Genomic DNA, 21230 nt, shown 5'->3' on the forward strand with positions numbered 1-21230 from the left:
GCGCAACTTTATACCGGACTTAAACAAACGGGAACGCCGTCCGATGGCCGCCGCCATAGAAGCTCACTCTATCACCCGCCGTTTCAAGGGCCGATCCGCCGTGGACGCCCTGTCGATGACCGTGCCGGATCGCGCCGTCTATGGCTTCCTCGGTCGGAACGGGGCCGGCAAGACGACGACGTTGAAAATGCTGCTGGGCTTGATCCGGCCGACGTCGGGAACCGCATTGGTCTGCGGTATCGACGTGGCGCGCGACCGGATCGGGGCGTCCCGTCAGGTCGGAGCCTTGCTGGAGGCCCACGGCTTCTACGCCAACCTGACGGGTCGCGAGAACCTCGACCTGACCCGGACCCTTCTGGGCCTGCCCCCGACCGAGATCGACCGGGTGCTTGAGGTGGTCGAGATGGCCGACCACGCCCCGCGCCGGGTCAGCGACTATTCCCTCGGCATGCGCCAGCGGCTGGGTCTGGCCCGCGCCATGCTGGGTGCGCCGCCGGTGATGGTGCTGGACGAGCCGACCAACGGCCTGGATCCCGACGGCATCGCCGACATGCGACGCCTCCTGCGCGACCTGCCGGACCGGACGGGGGCCACCGTCCTGTTGTCCAGCCATCTGCTCGGCGAAATCGAACAGACCGCCACCCATATCGGCATCATCAACGACGGCCGACTGGTGCTGGAGGGCGAACTGGCCGCTTTGAAGGCAGGGCTGGCGCCTCAAATTCTGATCCGGACGCCCGACCCGAAGACGGCGAGGGCTGTGATCGCTGCGCGAGGCCTGTCTGCCGGGCCGAATCCCGAGGGTCTCACCATCGACCTCAAGCCCGGAGAGGATGCCGACGCTGTCTCGGCTGGCCTGAACGCCGCCCTGGTCGAGGCCGGGGTGGCGGTGTTCGCCATCGGACCCCGCCCGCGCTCTCTGGAGGGCCTCTATCACAGCGTGGCCGGCGCGACGTCCATCCGAACCGCAGAGGCCGCATGATGCTCGCTGTATTGAACGTCGAAATCCGCAAGCTGAACCGGTCTCTGGCCCTGTTGCTTGCCGTGGCCGCTCCGTCCCTGATCGCCGTCTTCGGTTTCTTCATGGCGCTGCGAAACGACAAGCCCCAGCCCTGGGAGATGTGGATCGGTGCCGGGTCCGCGATCTGGGCCTATTTCATGATGCCCATGAGCGTCACGGCCCTGACGGCCCTGGTGGCCCATATGGAGCATGGGCCGAAGAGCTGGGATCATCTGCGCGCCCTGCCGGTGGCGCGCTGGAAACTCTACGCGGCCAAGGCGATCTGCGTCGTCGGCCTTGTCCTGCTGATGAGTGCGGGCGTACTGTTCCTGACCGCCGGATCGGTGACTTTGGCTGCTGTAATCAAGCCGGCCGTGGTGCCGACCGGCCCGTTCGAACTGGCGACCTATGCAAGGGCGCTGGGCCTGATGGCGCTGGCTGCGATCCTGATGATCGCGATCCAGTTCTGGGTCGCCCTGCGCTTCGCCAGTTTCGTCCCGGCCCTCGTCGTCGGCATCGGCGGCACCTTCTTCGCCGTCGTGGCCACGGCGGCGAAACAGGGGGTCTTCATGCCCTGGCAGATGCCGGTCAACATCATGGCCACCGAGGCCTGGCGCGTGAATACGGCCCTGGGTCTGGGCGGCGGACTGGGTCTGGTCGTACTGGTGCTGGCGATCCTGCACCTCGCCCGGCGCGAGGTGGTCTGACGCTGGTCAGCCCCCCGTGGCCGCGCTGTCGGTGACGATTTCCTTCATGGCCGACTGTAGATAGTTCTGCGCGCCCAGCAGTTCGATCAGCTTGTGCTGGTTCTCGAGGAAGTCGATGTGCTCCTCGGTGTCGGCCAGGATCTTCATCAGCAGATCGCGGCTGACGTAGTCACGGGTCTCTTCACATTGGGTGACGGCCGCAGCGGTCGTGGCGCGGCTGTCGATCTCGAGCTGAAGGTCGGCGCCCAGGCATTCGATCGGGTCCTCGCCGACCTTCAGCTTGTGCAAGTCCTGCAGGTTGGGCAGGCCGTCCAGGAACAGGATGCGCTTGATCAGCATGTCGGCGTGTTTCATTTCGCCGATCGATTCTTCGTAAATCACGTTGCCCAGATGGGACAAACCCCAGCTTTCGAACATCCGGGCATGCAGGAAATACTGGTTCACCGCCGTCAGTTCATTGGTCAGCACCGCATTAAGAGTGCGGAGGATCGCGGGATCGCCCTTCATGGCCATGGTCCTTTGTCTCTCGGCGGCACCTTCGCCGTCCTTCGAGCTGTGCGATACCACAGTAAAACCCGCTTTGTTTATTTGCGAGTTTTTATCACCGCATTGATAGTGCGAGTGATTTCCAGATGCCGAAAACCAAAAGCCTATTCAGCCGCGATGGCGAAGGCCTCTCGGCTGTCCTGGATCATCTGGCGCATCTCGCAGACGCATTTGGCGCACTGCGGCTGGCATTGGTGGCTGGCGAAGATATCGCGCGGCTTGCAGGCGCCGGCCTCGATGGCCTGGGCGACATCACGCTGGCGAAGGCCATTGCAGTTGCACACGTACACGGAGATCTGGAACCCGTTGGCTGAGAATGGTTCGCTATAGCACTCCTTAACGTGATTGCAAGTCGTTCGCATGGCGGTGTGACCAAAGGGCCGTTGACGAATGGTCGCAGGGGAGGGCAGTCAGCCCTATGGCTAGATCCCCCACTGTTTCCGCTCGCCCGCCCTGCCGGCTGTACCTGATTACGCCGCCCGCGATTCCCGACCTGGACGCCTTCGCTGTCCGGCTGGAGGAAGCCCTCGGCGCGGGCGACGTCGCCGCTCTGCAAATCCGGCTTAAGCCTGCCGAGGACGCCGCCATTGTCGCCGCCGTCGAACGGCTGGGCCCGATCGCGCGCCGGCATGACGTGGCGGTGCTGCTGAACGATCGGCCCGATCTGGCGCGGGCGACCGGCTGCGACGGGGTCCACATCGGTCAACAGGACGGATCGCTGGCCGAGGCGCGGCGGATCATGGGGCCTGACGCCATGATCGGCGTCACCTGCCACGACGACCGGGATCTGGCTTGGGACGCGGCCGAGGGCGGCGCCGACTATGTCGCCTTCGGCGCCTTCTATCAGACCGACACGAAAGAGACGGTGCATAGGCCCGATCTCGATATCCTCACCGTCTGGCAAGAGACAGTCGAGGTTCCCTGCGTCGCCATAGGCGGCATCACCGTGGACACCGCGCAAGACGTGGCGCGCGCCGGCGCTGATTTCGTGGCGGTTAGCGCGGCGGTGTGGAGCAATCCGCAAGGCCCTGCTTCGGCGGTCAAAGAGCTTAACCTAAGGTTGAGTTTTTAGCGCGAGTTCATGTTTCAGGGGATATTAGGAACCTTATGTTTTGATCACTGAAGGATAACTTCGCCCGAGACCGTTGATGACCATGAGCCGCGTGCTCGACATTGATGTCGCCAAGCCGCCGTCAAGGCGCGTCGCGGTCGCTCAATTGCCGGTTGAACAGAGAGGCGGCGAGGTCTTCGCACATCCGCTTGTCCCGGTGTTGACCGGCGTGATCGTCGCTGTGCTTGTGGCCCTGGCGATCGGCCATGCCCGCAGCGCTGGATTGATCGCCGGCCTATGGGCTGCGGGCGGAGTTGCGGTGGCGGTCTGGCTGCGAGCCGGGCGCGGGGCGCGCCATGACGTCGCCTTCGCGCTTGTTCTGACGACAAGCGTGCTGATCGGTCAGCTGATAGCGGGCAACAAGCCCGTCCTCTCAATCGTCTTCACCGCCGCGAACATGATCGAGATCGGGTGCGCCGTCCTTCTGGCGCGCCGGTTCGTGCCGACGTTGAATGTCTCCAGTCTGAACGGCGCGGGCCGGTTTTTGATCTGCGTCGCTCTCATCCCGCCGATCCCCGCCGCCATAACCGTCGCTCTCGCCCTGACGCAGTTCGGCCCCTACGATGTTCTGGAGGGTTTCCAGACTTGGTGGTTCGGCCATGCCTTGGGGCTGGCTCTCATCGGAATGCTGGGGATGTCGCTCACCGGCGCTACGCTGGCCCGCCTGAAGAAGTCCGGGGCGGTTTGGGAGGCGGGAGCTTTGCTGACGGCTCTGCTGAGTGTCCAGTGCATAGGCCTCGCAGCTCGGCTCGAGGTCGGCATCGTGACGATACCCTTGCTTTTGATCGTCGCGGTGCGGCTGGGCGTCGCCGGTACGGCCTTCAGCCTGTTGTTCGTCACCCTTTTGTCGGTCGGCGGCGCCATGCTCGGCTTTGGCGCGCTGACCGATGGGACGAGCATGTCGCGCGCCGTCATGATGGCGCAGGTGCAGGTCCTGGTCGCCTATATGCCGATCCTTCTGGTCGCCGCGCTTTTGGAAGAACGTGACCGTCTGGCTGACTGTGCCCGTACCGGCCAGATCCGTGCGGAGCAGGCCTCTGAATCCAAGTCGCGGCTGCTGGCCAATGTGGCCCATGAGATCAAGAGTCCCGTGGCCGGCGTGATCGGCATCGGCAATCTCTGGTCAACCGGGCAACTGGGGCCTGTCACCCCCCAGCAGACGGAGATGGCGGACATGCTGGTCAGGACGGCCCGGCAGGTCGAGGCCCTCGCCCATGATCTGCTGGACCTTGCGCGGGCGGAGTCCGGTGCGGTCAAGGTCGAACTGCGACCGACAGATATTTCAGGCGTGCTCGAGGATGTCCGACGTTCGGCCATGCTCCGGTTGGAGGCGCAAGGGATTGATCTTCAAATCGAATGCGAAAGCGAAGGTTTGATTGCGGTCGCGGATTCCCAGCGGCTGATGCAGGTGATCGACAACCTTGCCACAAACGCGTTGAAATATGGGGCTTCAGGAAGGCGAGTCATTCTTCGGGCGCTGAGTGTCGACGAACACGTCCGGATCGAGGTGATCGATTTCGGGCCAGGCCTGTCCGAGGAAAAGAAGGCGCAACTGTTTGAGCCGTTCAATCGTCTGGGCCTGGAGAGGTCCAGTATCGAAGGGCACGGCGTGGGCCTGGCGATCGCCAAGCGACTGGTCGAGTTGCAGCGCGGCGCTATCGGGGTCATTTCGGCGCCGGGGCAGGGCGCGACCTTCTGGCTGACCTTGCCGCAAGCCTGACCGCTCTTGCGGTTCCCTTGGCGCCGGGTAATGGTCCCGGCATGTTCGCCATCGCCTTAGTCACGATCCTCCTGTCCGGCCAGGACGCATCAAGTCAGCGGTCGACATCGGATCTGACGCGCGACCTCAACAGCGGGCCGCCCTTCAAGCCGGCGCCGCCGGTTCAGCAGCCCGCGCCCGTTTCGGCCCAAGCCCCGGTCCAAGCCTCAGCTCCGGCCCCAGCTCCGGCCCCAGCTCCGGCCCCGGCTGCTGCTCCGACGGCCGCGAACCAGGATGCGACGCCTCCGGGCTCGGCCGCCGCCCACCCGTCATCGACCCGCCCGTCATCGACCTTGACCCGTGATCTGAACAGCGCGCCGCCCTCGGCCGCCAGGCCCGCCGTGCCTGTAGCACCCTCAGCCCCGCCGGCCGCGAACCAATCCGTTTCGACCCCGCCGGCGGCGACGGCCAAGCCTGTCGCACCACAGGCGTCCCCCTCTGTTTCAACCCCACGCCCAGCCCCGACGCCAGCCCCGACGCCAGCTCCGCGTCCAACCTCGACACCCGATCCTGCGCCGACTTCGCCTCAAACACAGACGCCGGCCGTCTCATCCGCAAGGTCGGTTCCGCCACAGCCGGTGTCGCCCGTCGCTGTTGCACCGCAAGGCCTGGACGCCGCAGCCATGGCCGTCCTTCCCTTTACGCTGGAGCTTCCGACCGGAACCGTGCTGACCCAGTCGCGCGCCGGGGCCGACGCGCGGATCTACGCCGTTCGTCGCGGATCGACGCCCCTAGTCATGATCTACGCCGGTCCGGCGTCTCAGTTTCCCGTCTACGACGGGCAGATGGTCCAGGCTGCGGGGCGCGCATCGATCGTGGTGACCGAGGGTGGACGTCGTCTGGCGCTGGAGCATCTGTTCCGGCGGTCGTCCTCGCCAGAGGAGATCCACGTCTGGGTCTCCGCCGCAGACGGCGCCGACCGAGATCTGGGCGAACGCATCGCCCAGTCGGTCGATCCCCGCTAGGCGATCAGTCGGCGGACCAGACCGCCATTTCGGTCCCGGCAGGATCGGCGAAATGGAAGCGGCGGCCGCCCGGGAAGGCGTAGATTGGTTTCAGGATCATGCCGCCTGCCGCCTGAACCCTGGCCTGCATGGCCTCAAGGTCGTTCGCGTAAACAACAGGCAGGGGCGTCCTCGTCCGTTCGGCCTGATCGGCGTCAAACCCTCCGTCCAGCCCCTGGTCGAAGGCGGCATAGGTCGGGCCGTAGTCGATGAAGGTCCAGCCGAAGGCCTGACTGTAGAATTCCTTGGTGGCGGGTAGGTCTGCAGCGGGCAGTTCGAGGTAGTCCAGTTTTCCGTCTTCACGCACGGTTGATCTCCTGGAGTGCGGCGCCACCGACGAACCTCTCTTGCACGCCGCCCTGATCTGCGCAAACCTGCAAACGGTTCGCAGTTGCAGGGAGTCGGGTGATGATCGTGATGACGACGGGTCTGACCGGCCTGATGGCCCTGATGCGGCAGGACGAGAAGCCGAAGGACAGGGCGAGCAACGACGCCTGTCAGCCGTCCAGCCTGCGGCCCAGCACGATCACATCCTGTCGTTCCAAGCCCAGTCGCTGATAAAAGCCCAGCGCCGCTTCATTATCGGCGCGAACCATCAGCTGAAGCTTAGGTGCGCCCTTATCGGTCAGCCATTCCTGCGCCGCCGCCATCAAGCAGCGCCCCAATCCGCTGCGGCGACGCTCCGGATCGACCGCCAGATAATAGATCCAGCCGCGATGGCCGTCGAAGCCGACCATGATCGTCCCGCTCATCCCCGCCTCATCCGCCGCGACCAGCACGGTGGAGGTCGCGCCGTTCTTCGCCAGATTCAGGTCCGCTACCGGATCGTTCCAGGGGCGGGTCAGGCCGCATGAGGTCCACAGGGCGATGACAGCCTCGTCTTCGCCTTCGCGGATAGGGCGGATGTCCGTCATCCGACCTGGGCGCGGTGCCGCAGGAAGGCGTCGGCCAGGACGCAGGCCGCCATGGCCTCGACCACCGGCACGGCGCGAAGAGCCACGCACGGATCGTGGCGGCCCTTGGTACGAAGATCGGTCTCCTCGCCGTCGCGGGTGATGGTCTGGCGCAGCGTCAGGATCGAAGAGGTGGGCTTGAACGCCACCCGCGCCGTGACCGGCTGCCCCGTGGATATCCCGCCCAGCACCCCGCCGGCGTGGTTCGACAGGAAGATCGGCTGTTTGTTCAGGTCCAGACGCATCTGGTCGGCGTTCTCCTCGCCCGACAGTTCGGCGGCGTCGAAACCGGCGCCGATCTCCACGCCCTTGGCGGCGTTGATCGACATCAGGGCGGCGGCCAGTTCGGAATCCAGCTTGCCATAGAGCGGCGCGCCCCAGCCGGCGGGGACGCCCATGACCTCAAGCGCCACCACAGCGCCTATCGACGAACCGGCCTTGCGGACCTCGTCCAGATAGGCCTCCCATTCCGGCACGACGGCGGCGGAGGCGGCGAACAGGGGGTTGTTGTGGACGGCGTCGAAATCGATGGCGTCCGGCGCGATCCTGTGCGGACCGATCTGAACCACGCCGGCCCGGATTTTGACCCCGTCGCCCAGCACCTTGCGCGCGACAGCGCCCGCCGCCACCCGGCTGGCCGTCTCGCGCGCCGAGGATCGTCCACCGCCGCGCGGATCGCGCACGCCGTATTTGGTCTGATAGGTGAAGTCGGCATGCCCCGGGCGATAGGCGCGCGCGATCTCGCCATAGTCCTTGGATCTTTGATCCTCGTTCTGGATCAGGATCGATATGGGCGTGCCGGTCGTGACCGGGCCGTCGCCGTCGTCGAACACGCCCGACAGGATCTGCGCCGTATCGCTTTCGCGCCTCTGGGTCACGAAGCGCGATCCGCCGGGCTTTCTCTGGTCCAGCCAGGGCTGAAGATCGGCCTCGGTCAGAGGGATCATCGGCGGGCAGCCGTCGACGACGCAGCCGATAGCCGGCCCGTGGCTCTCGCCCCAGGTGGTCACGCGAAACAGATGGCCGAAGGTATTGTGCGACATGGCCGACCCTAATGGTCGAGGACGGCGGCGAGGTCCAGTGTCTGTGCGGCGTCTTGCAGCCGCCGATCTTGTGTCCACAGCCGCGCGCCTGGCGTCAGGCGGGTGGAGGCGAGCAGGTGGAGGTCCAGATAGCCGACGCCGATACCGAACAGGCGATTTTCCTCAATCAAGGTCAGCACCTCCTGGTGCGAAGCCGCGACGGCGGTCGGAAGATGCGAGAGTTGGCTGAGGAAAGTCCGGCGGTTGGCGAGGTTTCCAGCGGCCAGTTCACCAATGACGGCGGCGTGGCACAGGACGTCCTGGTCATAGAGCAGCTTGAGCAAGGTCTCGTTCGTGGACCGCAGATGCCCAATCCATACCGAACTGTCGGCCAGGATCACTCTTTGACCAACTCGGAGCGTCGCCGAGGCGCAGCCGTCGCCGTAGGGTCGGTTCCGCCCATGGCGGCCAAACGACGGGCCGCCTCACGGGCGACGAAGGCTTTCAGGGCTTCGCGAATGATGGCGGATCGTTCGGAGAGGCCGGAATATTCCGCAGCTTTTTCCATCAGTTCGTCGTCGAGGGTCACGGTGGTCCGCATAACCAGCCTCATCAAAAACGTCACCAGATGATGCGCTTGGTGACGTCTATGTGCAAGGTCAGGCTGCAATACGTTCCGGCGCCCAGGCGCGGGTGAACCGCACCAGCAGATCTTCGGCGGGCGAGGGGGCTTCGGACGACGGCGTCAGAGTCACGAAAAGATGGCCCTGTGCGCGGGCGCCCCTTGCGGGCAATCCCAGACCCTTGAACCGCACCCGCGCCGGGGCGGCCATCTCGGGCGTGATCCAGGCGGATCGCGGTCCTGCATGGGTTTCGACCTCGACCCGGCCGCCTTCCTGAAGCAGTCGCGACGAGGTGGGCCAGTTCATGAACAGATCGTCGCCCAGGACCGAAATCCCGTCCTCGGTGCGGATCAACACGGCCAGATAGAGATCGGCGCCGTCGACCCCGCCGCCACGCAGGCGCAGATGTTCGCCGGTGCGAAGGCCGGCGGGGGCCGCCACTCTTATGGTCCGGTCGCCTAGCCTCAGGTCCATCCTGGCCCCGGCGATCGCCTGCATGGGGCTCAGAACCAGCACAGGCGCCGGAGCGGGGTCTTGCTGGGGCGGCGCCAGGCTGGGGCGGGCCGGCGCATGGGCCTGGACCAGGCGATAGGCGGCGATGACGTGCCGGAAACGCTCGGCGTCCCCGCCCGGTTGGTCGGGCCGGGCCTCCTTCACCGCCGCACGGAAGGCGGTCTTCAACGCCTCGGCGTCGGCTGCGCCATGCAGGCCCAGGGTGGCCAGGGCTTCGCGGACGGCGGCGGCGTCGGATGTGGGGCGGATGGCGCTCATTCCGCTACCGTTCGCGCGATAGGGTCAATGCGCGGTTAACCGCGATTCGATCTTGGCTGTTTTGATCCCAATCATTTCATCACGCGCCTGCTCGGGTTAGAGAACCGACATGACCGCCCCCGTAATCCCGCCCAGCCCGTCGCGTGAAGAATACGCGCGCGACTACGCCGCCGCCCTGGCCGCCAATGGCGACGAAGCCATCTTCGAACGATCTGAGCCGGTCGGCCTGTTCGTCGAGTGGTTGGCTGAGGCGAGTGCGCATGAGATCAACGATTCCAACGCCATGACCCTGTCGACGGTCGATGGCGAGGGCATGCCTGACGCCCGCATCGTCCTGCTGAAAGACGTCGATGATCGTGGCTTCACCTTCTATTCCAACAGCCAGAGCGACAAGGGCGTGGAACTGGCCCAGCGTCCGGTCGCCGCCTTGATCTTCCACTGGAAGTCGCTGCGGCGTCAGGTGCGGGTGCGGGGACGGGTCGAGCCGGTCACTGCGGAGGAGGCCGACGCCTATTTCGCCAGCCGGGCCCGCGAAAGCCGGATCGGCGCCTGGGCCTCGGACCAATCCCGCCCCCTCGACGCCCGCGAGACCCTGGAAATCGCAGTGGCGCGGGAAACAGCCCGGTTCGAAGGCGGCGAGGTGCCTCGGCCCGAACACTGGACCGGTTGGCGGGTTGTCCCGCAAAGCGTCGAGTTCTGGCGCGACCGACCCTTCCGCCTGCACGACCGGCTGCGCTTCACGCGCGACGGAGACGCCTGGACGCGCGAACGTCTCTGGCCTTGATATCGCGGCCGTTAGGCGTGAACGAAACGCTCAGGCTCCGCCTGCGTTAAGCCCGTCTCGCCACGGCCAAGGTTTTCGATGCGTCTTCTCTCGCTGCTGTTCGCGTCCCTGCTGCTGGCGGCCTGCGCCACCCATCCGGGCAAGGTCGATCATGTCCGGTTCGCGCCGGACGCCGCGCGTGTTCTGGCGACGACGGAAGCTGGAACCGTACGGGGGATTGAAGGCGCGGGCGTGCGCGCCTTCTTGGGCGTGCCGTTCGCTCAGGCTCCAGTGGGGGATCTGCGGTGGCGGGCGCCCCAGGCGCTCCAGCCGTGGGACGGCATGCGCGATGCGACCCGGCTCGGTTCGGACTGCACCCAGGCCATCGGCCGCAAGGCCATTCTGGGCGGGGGCGGCGGGCTGGTCGTCGGGTCCGAGAACTGCCTCTACCTGAACATCTACGCCCCAGCCGGAACGACGGCCCAGCCACGACCGGTGATGGTCTATATCCCGGGCGGCGCCTTCACCATCGGATCGGGGGCCAATTACGATCCGTCGAGACTGGCGACCGAACAGGGTCGGGTGGTCGTGACCCTGAACTACCGGCTCGGCGCCCTGGGCTGGCTGGCCCATCCCCAGTTCCAGGCGCTGGGCGAGGGCTTCGGCGGCAATTTCGGCCTGATGGATCAGCAGGCGGCCTTGCAATGGGTGCATCGGAACATCGCGGCCTTCGGCGGCGACCCGGCCAATGTCACCCTGTTCGCGGAGAGCGCGGGGGCCTGGTCTGCCTGCTACCTGATGGCCTCGCCCAGGTCGGAGGGCCTGTATCAGCGCGTCATCCTGCAAAGCAGCGGCTGCCTGGAGCCGTCGTCCCTGGTCAGCGCCCAGGATGCGGCTGCCTCGGGTCCCCTGTTCGCCGAAGGCCTGGGCTGCGCCGGGGCGGATCAGGTGGCCTGCCTCAAGGCCCTGCCGGCCTGGCGTCTGTCGCGTGCGCCGTCCGTGCGGGCGGGGATCAACGGGCCGGGGTCGTGGGGGCCGGTCCATACCGACGCGACCGTGCCTGAAAATCCAGCGCTCGCGATCCACGAGGGCCGGTTCACCCGCGTGCCGGTCATCGTCGGCACCAACCTGGACGAAGGGCGGCTGTTCGCCAACGAGGTCAAGGATATGGATCGCTACCAGAAGGAGACGATCTGGATGTACGGCGACCTCGGTCCGCGCGTGCTGGATCGCTATCCGGTCGGTCCCGACGGTCCCGCCTACGCCATCGCGGCCAACTTTACCGACCAGAGGTTCGCCTGTCCGTCCCAGGCCCTGCGTCGTCAGCTGTCCCGCTATGTCCCGGTCTGGGGTTACGAGTTCGCCGATCGTGGGGCGCCCTTCGTCCTGCCGGACTGGCTCGTCGGACTGGATCTCGGCGCCTATCACGCCGGCGAACTGGCCTATGTCTTTGGGACCAGTTGGGTGTTCGCCGATGTGAAGCGGTTCACGCCGGAGCAGAAGGCCCTGTCAGAGCGGATGCAGAGCCTGTGGGCCGGCTTCGGTCAGAGGGACTTTGGCCCGGACTGGCCCCGCGTCGAGGTGTCCGGCCCGGTGCGTGTGTTCAGCCCCGGCGGTGACCGGCTGGACGCCGACTTCTTCGACCGCCACCACTGCGACTTCTGGGACGGCGCCCCGTTCGGCGCCGTCCAATAGTCAGAGAAACCGCACCGTCACGCCCGGCTTGACCTTGTCGGCCAGGGTCCAGGCGTCCCAATTGGTCAGGCGCACGCAGCCGTGTGAGGCGGTCTTGCCGACCAGATGCGGGTCCGGCGTGCCGTGGATGCCGTAGCTGGGCTTGTTCAGGTCGATCCAGACCACGCCTACAGGATTATTCGGCCCCGGCTTGACCACCACCTTGCGGTTCCCGTCGCCATAGCTGAGCTTTGACGGGTCATAGGTATAGTCGGGATTGCGAGCGACGCCGTTCACCTTGACCGTGCCGGTCGGGGTCGGATTGTCGCCACTGCCGATGGTGGCTGGAAAATAGGCGATCAGCTTGCCGGCGGCGTCGAAGGCCTTGACGGATCCTTCGGCCTTATCGACCTCGATATGATCCACCTCGGCGGGCAGGGGCGTGGTGTTGACCGCCGGGACCAACAGCGCCTGTCCGACCCGGCCGAAGTCCGCGCCGGGATTCATAGCCCGCAGCAGTCCCTCGGTCACATGGAAACGCTCGGCCAAAGCCTCCACGATATTGGCGTAGCCCATGAAACTGGCCTCGCCCTGCGCCTCCAGGCCCGTCGGAGCCTGGCCCGTATAGGGGCCGGCCAGATCCTGCTGCGTGATCCGGTAGGTCGAGGTCACGGCGCCGAGGCCGGCCGCGCGCAGACGGCCCATCACATCCGCGTCCAGTTCGCCGGTCACATCCAGGCCCTGGGCTTCCTGAAAGGCGGTGACAGCCTGACGCATGTTGGACCCCGCAAGGCCGTCGATGGCGCCGGGCGAAAAGCGCGCCCGTTCCAGCAGGATTTGCGCGCGGACCAGAGCCGGCTCCGGCTGGGCTGGATTTTGCGCTGTGGTTGGGGCGGAGTCTGGCGATGGCGGGGAATAGGCGCTGTTTTCGATGGCGTCGCGGGACAGCGGTCCCTGGTTTCGTATCTCGGTGGTGGCGGCGGGCGCGCGGTCGTCACCCGAGGGCGAACAGGCCGCCAGGCCGAGGATCAGCAGAGTAGGGACAAGGCGGACGTGTCGGTTCAAGGCTCAGTTCTCTTCGCCGGTCGCCGGGTCGGTCGCGGTTTCGCCCGAGTTGCTGGAGCCTTCAGATCCCTTGGGCTCGGTGGCGGGACGCGGGGGCTCGCCGTCGCGATCAGGTCGCAGATTTTCGTTCTCGACCTTGCGATCGTCGGGCCGGGCGTCGGTCATGTGCATCTCTCCAGCGGAGCGGGTCTCCGCCATCAAGCAACGCGCTGGAGGCGGCGGGGCTCCCGTAAACCCGCCCTAACAACCGTTCACCATTCCGATGAACCGTACCGCAACGGGACATGGGCCAGGATCTCAGCTGGACCGGGCCTTGCTGGACAATGCCCCAAGAGGACGCCCATGCCCGAAATGCTACAGGTCGAAATCATCAAGGCGGACGCGATGGACGCCGCGGCGATCAGCTTGTGGCGCGAATGGGTTGCGAGCAATCCCCTGCTGCAAAGCCCCTATTTCCGCTGGGACTATACACAGATTGCGGCGCAGGTCTCACCCGGCGCCGCCGTCGCGGTGTTTCGGCGGGGGGGCGATGTCGTCGGATTTTTCCCCTACCAGAAGCGTGGCGGATCGGTGCAGCCGTTGGGCGCGCCGATGAACGACTATCACGGCGTGATCGCCGCCGAGGGTGAGGTCATCACCCTGGAAGAGGTAGCGCATCTGCTGAAGGCACGCCGGTTGAACGTGCCGGGATGGATCGGCGCCGGCGAAACAGGACAGGCGCGCGAAACTGTGCAGGTCGCCATGCCGGAATCGGGTTTCGACGCCTGGTACGCCGAACGCCGCTCGACCTTCGGCAAATACTTCAAGGACAAGGAGCGGGCGCGTCGCAGTCTGGAGAGCGAACTGGGCCCGGTTCGGGTCCAACACGGCCTGCGGGATCCCAAGCTGCTGGATCATCTGATCGACCTGAAGGCGGCGCAGTATCGCCGGTCAGGCCTCCACGACATCTTCGCCTGCGGCTGGACCCGCGATCTTCTGCAAGCCCTCATGGCGACGCAGGTCAGTGATTTCGGCGCGTCGATGGCGGCCATGTATGCGGGCGAAAAACTGGTGGCGGTCGAGTTCTCGCTTCACGCGGGTCTTCACCATCATTTCTGGTTCCCGGTCTACGAGCCCAGCCTTTCGCGCTGTTCCCCCGGCATTCTGCTCAGCATGGACACGATGCGGCTGTCGGCGGCCGACGGCTTCCGCGTCTTCGACTTCGGTTTCGAAGGCGAGAGCTACAAGAAGTATTTCGTCAACGCCCGTCAGACGGTGCGCGAGGCGGTGGTGATGCGTCCAGGCCTCGGTCAGGTCTTGGGCGACGCGGCCGTGGAGGCGCTGGATCGGACGGGGACCAGGGGGGAAGCTCTGCGCGCATCGCTGCGCCGTCGTTGGTCCACCATCGAAGCCTGCGAAGCCTCGCCGATCGGTCGGCTGCGGGGGGCGGCCGTCGCCGCCCGCTCGGCTGTCCAAAAGGCCGCTGCCCGCAAAAGGGCGCCGGCCCGCGTCGCTCACGTCTAGGATAACCATGAGCGACTGTCGCACCCGCTATCCCGGCCCCGTCACCCAGGCCCAGATCCATCCGCACAGTCTGGTTGATCAGGGCTTCGCCGAGGATGCGGCCCTGGCCGCCGTGCTGGATCGCTATCCGGCCGATCTGTTCGACATCAATCTGTACGACTACGACGACGCGGGGCAGGTGTCGCTGCGGACCGGCGCGCGGGGCGATCTGTCGGGCGAAGAACTGCTGGAGGCGATCAAACAGGGGCGTCTGTGGGTCAATCTGCGCGGGGTCGAGACCGGCTGGCCCGAGTTGTGGCAGGCGGCGATGACGGACTTTCGCGCGATCCAGGCGACCTATCCGGGTATGCGCGCCGTCCGCAACGCGGGGCAGTTGATCCTGTCGTCGCCCAAGGCGCGCGTCCCGTATCATTTCGACGCGGCGGGCGTTGTGCTGTTCCACCTGCGGGGTCGCAAGCGGCTGTTCGTCTATCCGGGCGACGAGGCGCATCTGGCTGAGCGCAATATGGAACAGGTCGTTGCGCGTCAGACGACAGAGGAACTGCCCTATACGCTGGCGTTCGAGAACGACGCCCAGGTGATGGATCTCGAGCCGGGCCGCGCCCTGACCTGGCCGTTGTACGCCCCGCACCGGGTCGAGAACCTCGACCGCTTCTGCGTCAGCCTGTCGATGGACTTCCAGACCTGGCCTTCGCGGTTCAGGAATGGGGCGTTGTTCACCAATGCGGTGATCCGCCGTCTGGGCGGTCGGCCGCGCTTCACCGACCGCATGACGAAACCCGAATTGGCGGCCCGCTGGGCGGCGTCCTTGGCGTTCAAGCGGGCCGGGGCGATGAAGAGCCGGATCGCCACCTTCCAGCGAGATTTCGAGCCTCGCCTTGGCGTCGCTGACGGCGCGGGGGCGCTGGCGGGCCCCGTTAATTCGAGTTCATGACCTCGAGTTAAAATGACTCGGGGCGACCGGGCGCGCACCCTTCTCTCGTAATCGGGAAAGGGAAGGCCGCACATGAAGACCGTATTGATCGCCGCCGCCGGAGTCTCCGCACTGCTCGGATTGGCGGCCGCTGCGCCCGCCTCCGCCGGCGAGGTTGAGATCCGCAACGCCGTGGCGCGCGTGATCGTCATCGTCGAGGATCGTCAGGATATCGGCGTCGAGGTGACACAGGGCCGTTCGCGCCTGCCCGCCATCCAGGTGCGCCGTAACGGCCGCGACGTCGAGATCGACGGCGGGCTTCGCCGCAACGGCTTCTGGGGGCGAAGCGACGGCATACGTAACTGTAACTCCGGCCGCGCCGACGCCGCCCAGCCGGGGCAGGGCGCTACGGTCGAGGTGCGGGACCTGGGTCGCATCCGTCTGGAGGACGCGCCTCTGATCGTGGTGCGGACCCCCCGCAATGTCGACGTCAGCGCCGGCGGCGCCGTCTTCGGCGCTGTTGGACGCGGCGCGCGCTCGGTTGAGCTCGACAGCGGCGGATGCGGGACCTGGACTGTCGCCAATGTGGACGGCGCCCTTGAACTGAGCGTCGGCGGGTCAGGGTCGGTTCGCGCCGGCACATCCAGGTCGCTGGAAGCCAACGTCGGCGGATCGGGCTCGATCTCCGCAGGCGCGACCGGAAGTCTCGAGACAGCCGTAGGCGGTTCCGGCAGCGTCGAAGTCGCCAGCGCCAACGGTCGGGGCGACGTCTCCATCGGCGGTTCCGGGGGCGTCAACATCCGGCAAGGCCGAATGGACAAGCTGTCGGTGGCTATCGGCGGCTCCGGCGACGTCCGTTTCGGCGGAACCACGCGAGACCTCAGCGTCGCCATCGCGGGATCCGGCGATGTCCGCGTCGCCGCCGCGACCGGCGCAGTTTCCCGTTCCATCGTCGGATCCGGAACGGTTCATATCGGGCGCTAAGACCCGTCTCTCGCCGCGAGAGGAAAGGCCCCCGGTCGTGGAACCCCGGGGGCCTTTTGCTTGCCCGCAGCAAAGAAAAAGCCCCGGCGGATCGCTCCGCCGGGGCTTTGGCTTTCAGGCGAACCCGAAAGACTTAGAAGCCGCTCAGGAGGCTCGTGATCGTCGAGACGCCCAGGCCGGCGCCGGCGCGGTCACGCGCTTGCAGACCACCGCCGAAGCTGTAGCGCAGGCCCAGCGACCAGGTGTCGACGTCGATCGAGTCGACGTCGGCGCGGGTGTAGGAAGCGCCGACCGAGAACGGGGTGTTCTCGATTTCGTATTCGGCGCCCACGCCATAGGTCCAGGCGTCCACGTCGCCGCCGGTGACGTCGACGTTGTTGTAGCTGACGCCGGCGTTCAGGCGCAGGTTCGGCATGACGTAGAAGGCGGCGTCGCCGCCGACGGTCCAGATGTCGGCGTCGATATCGTCAGCCGTGGTGTAGGCGACCAGGCCGGTCAGGGTCGCGTTCGACAGGTACTTCTGGGCTTCGGCGCCGACGGTCCAGACCGGGTCGTTGCCCGAGCCGATGTCGTTGGCGGCGACGAAGGCGCCGGCGCGGACGTCGGAGGTCCACATCTTGGTCAGGTGAGCGGCGGCGACGCCGGTGACGTCTTCTTCACCGAAGGCCTTGGTGTAGTCGACGGCGCCGTTCAGGGTCACGGTCCAGTCGGCGGCCGGCAGGGCGACGGTGCCGTCCACGGTCCAGACGTCGGCGTCATAGTCGTCGCCGGCGAATTCGACCGACGGGTTGGAATAGGTCACGCCGACCGAACCGATGGCGTCTTGAGCGAAGGCCGGGGCGGCGAACAGGGCGGCAGCGGCAGTGGCGAGGAGGATCGTCTTCATTTTCGTTTTTCCTTAGCAGTCTCAACCCGGATGGGGGTCCGAGGAGGGCGGCTGCTATCAGGATACGGCCCAAGCGGAGCAATAAACCGTCGTTACATAAGTGTCTTGAAACTGTCGTGTGGCCCATCCGCCACGCCTTGTGGTCGCAATGTGTCAGGGGTGCGCGCATCTCGGGGCAAGGTGTTAAGATCGATCAATCATATAATCGTATAAGCATATCCTTATATGTATTGACGGCCGGCAGATTGTGAGGCCATTCTCAGTCGTCGTGGTCTCCCCGTGTCTCGGTGCGGGGAGCTAAGAGGGAAGCCGGTGTGAAACCGGCGCTGCCCCCGCAACTGTAAGCGGCGAGTCGAGGGTCCATCTCGTGTCACTGGCGTCCGCGCCGGGAAGGCCGGATCCGAGGCGTCGACCCGTGAGCCAGGAGACCTGCCCCGACAGATAACGTCCTCCGGCGGGGTGCCCGGTCAGGCCGCATGCGCGCCGCCGGACCCCGCACGTCCGCGTCGGCGTCCGCGCGACCCTGTCCGAAACCTGGCCACAACACAGGTTTCGAATGTCATGACCCGCCATACCGTTCAGGTCGCCACCCTCGGCTTTCCCCGCATCGGCCCCAAACGAGAGCTGAAGACCGCGCTCGAGGCCTATTGGGCCGGAAAGACCGACGCAGAGGCTCTGCTGTCCACCGCCGCCGACCTGCGCGGCCAGACCTGGGCGCGCCAACGCGCCTTGGGCGCCGACATCGTGCCGTCGAACGACTTCTCTCTTTATGATCAGGTGCTCGACCTGACGGCCATGGTCGGCGCCGTGCCGACCGCCTACGGCTGGGGCGAGGACCGGGTCGATCTGGCCACCTATTTCGCCATGGCCCGCGGTTCACGCGGCGGCGGCCAAGTGTGCGCACACGGCCATGTCCATGCGAGCGGCGAGGGGACGCCGGCGATGGAGATGACCAAATGGTTCGACACCAACTACCATTACCTCGCGCCCGAATTCACGGCTGACCAGGTGTTCCGCCTGGGCTCGACCAAGGCGTTGGACGAGTATCTGGAGGCCAAGGCCCAGGGGATCGAGACCCGACCGGTGCTGCTGGGACCGGTGTCCTATCTGTTGCTGGGCAAGACCCGGGGCGACGCCTTCGACGTGCTCAGCCTGCTGCCGCGCCTGTTGCCGGTCTATGCCGAGGTGCTGCGGTCTTTGGCCCGCGCCGGCGCCACCTGGGTGCAGATGGACGAGCCCTGCCTGGTCACGGATCTGAGCGACGAGGCGAAGGCGGCCTATGATCACGCCTATCGGGTGCTGACGGATGTGACGCCGCCGATCAAGCTGATGCTGACGACCTATTTCGGGGCGTTGGGCGACAATCTGGACACGGTCTTGCGCCTGCCGGTTCAGGGCCTGCACATCGATCTGGTCCGCGCGCCGGAACAGTTGGCTCAGGTCGCCTCGGCGTCGCGGGCCGATCAGGTGCTGTCGCTGGGCGTGATCGACGGCCGCAACGTCTGGAAGGCCGACCTCAACGCCGTGCTGGACAAGATCGAGCCCTTGGTCGCGGCGGGACGCCAGGTGGTGATCGCCCCCTCCTGCTCGCTGCTGCACACGCCCATCGATCTGGAGCGGGAGACGGCGCTTGACCCGGAAATCAAGGACTGGCTGGCCTTCGCCGTGCAGAAGGTCGCTGAACTGGCGACCTTGGCGCAGGCGCTGAATGAAGGACGTGCTGCGGTGAAGCCGGTGCTGGACGCCTCGACCGCTTCCGTCGCCTCGCGCCGTACCTCGCCCCGCATCAATGACCTCAAGGTGCAGACGCGAGCGGCGGACACCGATCCTGGCTTGGCGAGCCGGATCTCCAGCTTCGAGATCCGCCGCCAGGTCCAGCAACGGCGTCTGAACCTGCCCGCCTATCCGACCACCACCATCGGCTCCTTCCCCCAGACGGCCGAAGTCCGCAAAGCCCGCGCCGATCACGGCAAGGGCCTTATCAATGATGCGGCCTATGCCGCCTTCCTGCGCGAGGAAACGGCGCGGACGGTGAAATGGCAGGAGGATCTGGGCCTGGACGTGCTGGTCCACGGCGAGTTCGAGCGCAACGACATGGTCCAGTATTTCGGGGAGCAACTGTCGGGTTTCGTCTTCACCAAGGCGGCCTGGGTGCAATCCTATGGCTCGCGCTGCGTCCGCCCGCCGATCATCTATGGCGACGTCTCGCGGCCCAAGCCTATGACGGTGGAATGGTGGCGCTACGCCCAGTCCCTGACCAGCCGCCCGATGAAAGGGATGCTGACCGGCCCAGTGACCATCCTGAACTGGTCCTTCGTGCGCGACGACCAGCCGCGCAGCACCACCTGCCGCCAGATCGCCTTCGCCATTCGCGACGAGGTGACGGACCTGGAGACAGCCGGCGCCGCGGTGATCCAGATCGACGAGGCGGCCTTGCGCGAAGGTCTGCCTCTGCGCCGCGCCGACTGGGCCGACTATCTTGATTGGGCGGTCGAAAGCTTCCGCATCACGGCCTCCGGCGTTCGGGACGAGACCCAGATCCACACCCACATGTGCTATTCCGAGTTTAACGACATCATCCAGTCCATCGGGGCGATGGATGCGGACGTCATCTCCATCGAGACCTCGCGGTCGAAGATGGAGCTGCTCGACGCCTTTTCCGACTATCGCTACCCGGCCGAGATCGGGCCGGGCGTCTATGACATCCATTCGCCTCGCGTGCCGTCGGTGGGCGAGATGGCGGCCTTGCTGACGGCGGCTGCGGGCAAGCTGCCGGCGGATCGGTTGTGGGTGAACCCGGACTGCGGCCTGAAGACCCGCGCCTGGCCGGAAACCGAGGCGGCGCTGGCCAATATGGTGTCGGCCGCCAAAGCCGCGCGTCTGGAAGCCATCGCGGCGTGAGCGTCACGCTTATAGATATGGTCTTCCCTGGGGACGCCAATCACCACGGGACATTGTTCGGGGGCGTCGGTCTGGCGCACCTGGACAAGGTCGCCTTCCTGGCCGCTGCGCGTCATGCGCGGCGGCCGACCGTGACGGCCGGATGCGAACGGATCGACTTCGCCGCACCGGCCCTGATCGGCGAAATGGTCGAGGCGACGGGGCGGATTGTGCGCGTCGGGCGCAGTTCGATGGGCGTCGAGGTCGAGCTGTGGGCCGAGACGCCGGTCAGCGGCGAGCGGCGGCTGTGTACGCGTGGCCGGTTCAACATGGTGTCCCCACGCGCGGCGGGGCAGGGCGACCTGCCGCCTCTGCGGGAAGACACGGCGAATGACGACGGCTGGCTGCGGGCGGTGGAGATGGTCTTCCCGACCTGGACCAATCACTACGGCACCCTGTACGGCGGCGACGCCCTGAAGCTGATGGGCAAGGCGGCCTTCGTCTGCGCCACACGCAAGGCCAGGGCCGTCATGGTCATGGCGGCGTCGAACCGCATCGACTTCTCTTCTCCCATAAAAGAAGGCGACATGATCGAGCTGGCGTCGCGCGCGACGCGGGTCGGCCGTTCCTCCGTTACTATAGAGGTGGAACTGTGGGCCGAGGGCCTGCTGACGGGCGACCGGCGGCGGTCTGCAGCGGCGGAGTTCGTCATGGTGGCGGTCGATGGAGCCGGGCGCCCCCGGGCGATTTCCGGGGCGTCGCCGGCGCTGGAACCCGCGTGACGAAATCCTGTCTCAGCCGGGGTTTGCGCGCTTGACGAAATCAGAATCGATAGGCATAAGCCACCACTCTTGTTGGACCGGCTGTGCAGTTCGCTGCAAACGCGGTCCGCAGGAACGACCTAAGTCACTGTTCTTTGCAGCTTCTTGGGATTTCAACGGCCTTCGCGGGCGACTGCGTGGGCCGATCGTTTTTGCGGATTTGCGTTCCCTGAGGGCTTTTTGCCCGAAGGCCTTCGGTCTTTGAAATGGTTCACAGGGACGCGGTCCTCCGACCGCATTGGAAG

General features: G+C 66.2%; 24 protein-coding genes and 1 riboswitch. Of the genes, 12 read left to right on the forward strand and 12 right to left on the reverse strand.

Features of this window, described 5'->3' with window-relative positions:
* Positions 1 to 43 precede the first annotated feature (43 nt).
* Positions 44 to 982, forward strand: coding sequence for an ABC transporter ATP-binding protein (locus tag OU998_RS06565; RefSeq protein ID WP_267516054.1), 939 nt, complete (start codon positions 44 to 46; stop codon positions 980 to 982).
* Positions 982 to 1707, forward strand: a complete 726-nt coding sequence (locus tag OU998_RS06570; RefSeq protein ID WP_267516732.1) for an ABC transporter permease — start codon at positions 982 to 984, stop codon at positions 1705 to 1707. The genes OU998_RS06565 and OU998_RS06570 overlap by 1 nt, the downstream gene beginning before the upstream one ends.
* 6 nt (positions 1708 to 1713) lie before the next feature.
* Here the strand turns inward: OU998_RS06570 and bfr are convergent, their stop codons facing one another.
* Together bfr and OU998_RS06580 are read right to left on the reverse strand one after the other, a co-directional pair.
* The gene (gene bfr, locus OU998_RS06575) at positions 1714 to 2214 is read right to left on the reverse strand and encodes a bacterioferritin (protein WP_267516055.1); all 501 of its coding nucleotides are present in this window, start codon (positions 2212 to 2214) and stop codon (positions 1714 to 1716) included.
* A 143-nt stretch (positions 2215 to 2357) separates the two neighbouring features.
* Positions 2358 to 2543, reverse strand: a complete 186-nt coding sequence (locus OU998_RS06580) for a (2Fe-2S)-binding protein (protein WP_267516057.1) — start codon at positions 2541 to 2543, stop codon at positions 2358 to 2360.
* Positions 2544 to 2671: 128 nt separating this feature from the next.
* On the opposite strand from OU998_RS06580, the gene thiE reads away from it, so the two are divergent.
* Together thiE and OU998_RS06590 are read left to right on the forward strand one after the other, a co-directional pair.
* Entirely contained in the window at positions 2672 to 3325 is a 654-nt protein-coding gene (gene thiE, locus OU998_RS06585) for a thiamine phosphate synthase (RefSeq protein ID WP_267516058.1), read from the forward strand.
* Between the two features lie 76 nt (positions 3326 to 3401).
* A complete protein-coding gene (locus OU998_RS06590) occupies positions 3402 to 5084 on the forward strand; it encodes a sensor histidine kinase (protein ID WP_267516060.1) in 1683 nt (560 codons plus the stop codon).
* A gap of 163 nt (positions 5085 to 5247) precedes the next feature.
* Here the strand turns inward: OU998_RS06590 and OU998_RS06595 are convergent, their stop codons facing one another.
* Entirely contained in the window at positions 5248 to 5535 is a 288-nt protein-coding gene (locus OU998_RS06595; RefSeq protein ID WP_267516061.1) for a hypothetical protein, read from the reverse strand.
* A gap of 211 nt (positions 5536 to 5746) precedes the next feature.
* On the opposite strand from OU998_RS06595, the gene OU998_RS06600 reads away from it, so the two are divergent.
* The gene (locus tag OU998_RS06600; protein ID WP_267516062.1) at positions 5747 to 6088 is read left to right on the forward strand and encodes a hypothetical protein; all 342 of its coding nucleotides are present in this window, start codon (positions 5747 to 5749) and stop codon (positions 6086 to 6088) included.
* A 4-nt stretch (positions 6089 to 6092) separates the two neighbouring features.
* Here OU998_RS06600 and OU998_RS06605 read toward each other — a convergent pair whose 3' ends face one another.
* From OU998_RS06605 to OU998_RS06630, 6 genes are all read right to left on the reverse strand, one after another.
* Entirely contained in the window at positions 6093 to 6434 is a 342-nt protein-coding gene (locus OU998_RS06605; protein WP_267516064.1) for a VOC family protein, read from the reverse strand.
* Positions 6435 to 6624: 190 nt separating this feature from the next.
* On the reverse strand, positions 6625 to 7041 hold the full coding sequence (locus OU998_RS06610) for a GNAT family acetyltransferase (protein ID WP_267516065.1): 417 nt from the start codon (positions 7039 to 7041) through the stop codon (positions 6625 to 6627).
* On the reverse strand, positions 7038 to 8123 hold the full coding sequence (gene aroC, locus OU998_RS06615; protein WP_267516066.1) for a chorismate synthase: 1086 nt from the start codon (positions 8121 to 8123) through the stop codon (positions 7038 to 7040). The genes OU998_RS06610 and aroC overlap by 4 nt, the downstream gene beginning before the upstream one ends.
* 8 nt (positions 8124 to 8131) lie before the next feature.
* Positions 8132 to 8503, reverse strand: a complete 372-nt coding sequence (locus OU998_RS06620; RefSeq protein WP_267516067.1) for a type II toxin-antitoxin system VapC family toxin — start codon at positions 8501 to 8503, stop codon at positions 8132 to 8134.
* Complete coding sequence (locus OU998_RS06625; RefSeq protein WP_267516068.1) at positions 8500 to 8703, reverse strand: type II toxin-antitoxin system VapB family antitoxin; 204 nt, start codon at positions 8701 to 8703, stop codon at positions 8500 to 8502. Before OU998_RS06625 ends, OU998_RS06620 begins: the two co-directional genes overlap by 4 nt.
* Positions 8704 to 8761: 58 nt before the next feature.
* Complete coding sequence (locus tag OU998_RS06630) at positions 8762 to 9496, reverse strand: DnaJ C-terminal domain-containing protein (RefSeq protein ID WP_267516069.1); 735 nt, start codon at positions 9494 to 9496, stop codon at positions 8762 to 8764.
* 109 nt (positions 9497 to 9605) lie between these two features.
* On the opposite strand from OU998_RS06630, the gene pdxH reads away from it, so the two are divergent.
* Entirely contained in the window at positions 9606 to 10280 is a 675-nt protein-coding gene (gene pdxH / locus OU998_RS06635) for a pyridoxamine 5'-phosphate oxidase (protein ID WP_267516071.1), read from the forward strand.
* A 78-nt stretch (positions 10281 to 10358) separates the two neighbouring features.
* Entirely contained in the window at positions 10359 to 11954 is a 1596-nt protein-coding gene (locus tag OU998_RS06640; RefSeq protein ID WP_267516073.1) for a carboxylesterase/lipase family protein, read from the forward strand.
* Here the strand turns inward: OU998_RS06640 and OU998_RS06645 are convergent, their stop codons facing one another.
* Both OU998_RS06645 and OU998_RS06650 read right to left on the reverse strand, forming a co-directional pair.
* Positions 11955 to 12998: a L,D-transpeptidase family protein gene (locus OU998_RS06645; RefSeq protein ID WP_267516075.1), complete on the reverse strand. Its 1044-nt coding sequence runs from the start codon at positions 12996 to 12998 to the stop codon at positions 11955 to 11957. It lies immediately after the preceding gene.
* Positions 12999 to 13001: 3 nt separating this feature from the next.
* On the reverse strand, positions 13002 to 13163 hold the full coding sequence (locus tag OU998_RS06650) for a hypothetical protein (RefSeq protein WP_267516076.1): 162 nt from the start codon (positions 13161 to 13163) through the stop codon (positions 13002 to 13004).
* Between the two features lie 177 nt (positions 13164 to 13340).
* Here OU998_RS06650 and OU998_RS06655 point away from each other — a divergent pair, with 177 nt between their 5' ends.
* The 3 genes from OU998_RS06655 (at position 13341) to OU998_RS06665 (ending at position 16398) form a co-directional block, all read left to right on the forward strand.
* A complete protein-coding gene (locus tag OU998_RS06655) occupies positions 13341 to 14501 on the forward strand; it encodes a GNAT family N-acetyltransferase (protein WP_267516078.1) in 1161 nt (386 codons plus the stop codon).
* A gap of 7 nt (positions 14502 to 14508) precedes the next feature.
* Positions 14509 to 15435, forward strand: coding sequence for a transcriptional regulator (locus OU998_RS06660; RefSeq protein WP_267516080.1), 927 nt, complete (start codon positions 14509 to 14511; stop codon positions 15433 to 15435).
* A 72-nt stretch (positions 15436 to 15507) separates the two neighbouring features.
* A complete protein-coding gene (locus tag OU998_RS06665; RefSeq protein WP_267516081.1) occupies positions 15508 to 16398 on the forward strand; it encodes a DUF2807 domain-containing protein in 891 nt (296 codons plus the stop codon).
* A gap of 133 nt (positions 16399 to 16531) precedes the next feature.
* On the opposite strand, the gene OU998_RS06670 is transcribed toward OU998_RS06665, so the two are convergent.
* Positions 16532 to 17284 carry a porin gene (locus tag OU998_RS06670; RefSeq protein ID WP_267516083.1) on the reverse strand — a complete coding sequence of 251 codons (753 nt, stop codon included), beginning with the start codon at positions 17282 to 17284 and terminating at the stop codon, positions 16532 to 16534.
* 252 nt (positions 17285 to 17536) lie between these two features.
* Positions 17537 to 17736: riboswitch (cobalamin riboswitch) on the forward strand.
* A 109-nt stretch (positions 17737 to 17845) separates the two neighbouring features.
* On the opposite strand from OU998_RS06670, the gene metE reads away from it, so the two are divergent.
* Together metE and OU998_RS06680 are read left to right on the forward strand one after the other, a co-directional pair.
* A complete protein-coding gene (metE, locus tag OU998_RS06675) occupies positions 17846 to 20185 on the forward strand; it encodes a 5-methyltetrahydropteroyltriglutamate--homocysteine S-methyltransferase (RefSeq protein ID WP_267516084.1) in 2340 nt (779 codons plus the stop codon).
* On the forward strand, positions 20182 to 20946 hold the full coding sequence (locus OU998_RS06680; RefSeq protein WP_267516085.1) for an acyl-CoA thioesterase: 765 nt from the start codon (positions 20182 to 20184) through the stop codon (positions 20944 to 20946). The genes metE and OU998_RS06680 overlap by 4 nt, the downstream gene beginning before the upstream one ends.
* The last annotated feature ends 284 nt before the right edge of the window (positions 20947 to 21230 follow it).

The organism is Brevundimonas sp. SL130, assembly GCF_026625805.1.
Taxonomy (GTDB): domain Bacteria; phylum Pseudomonadota; class Alphaproteobacteria; order Caulobacterales; family Caulobacteraceae; genus Brevundimonas.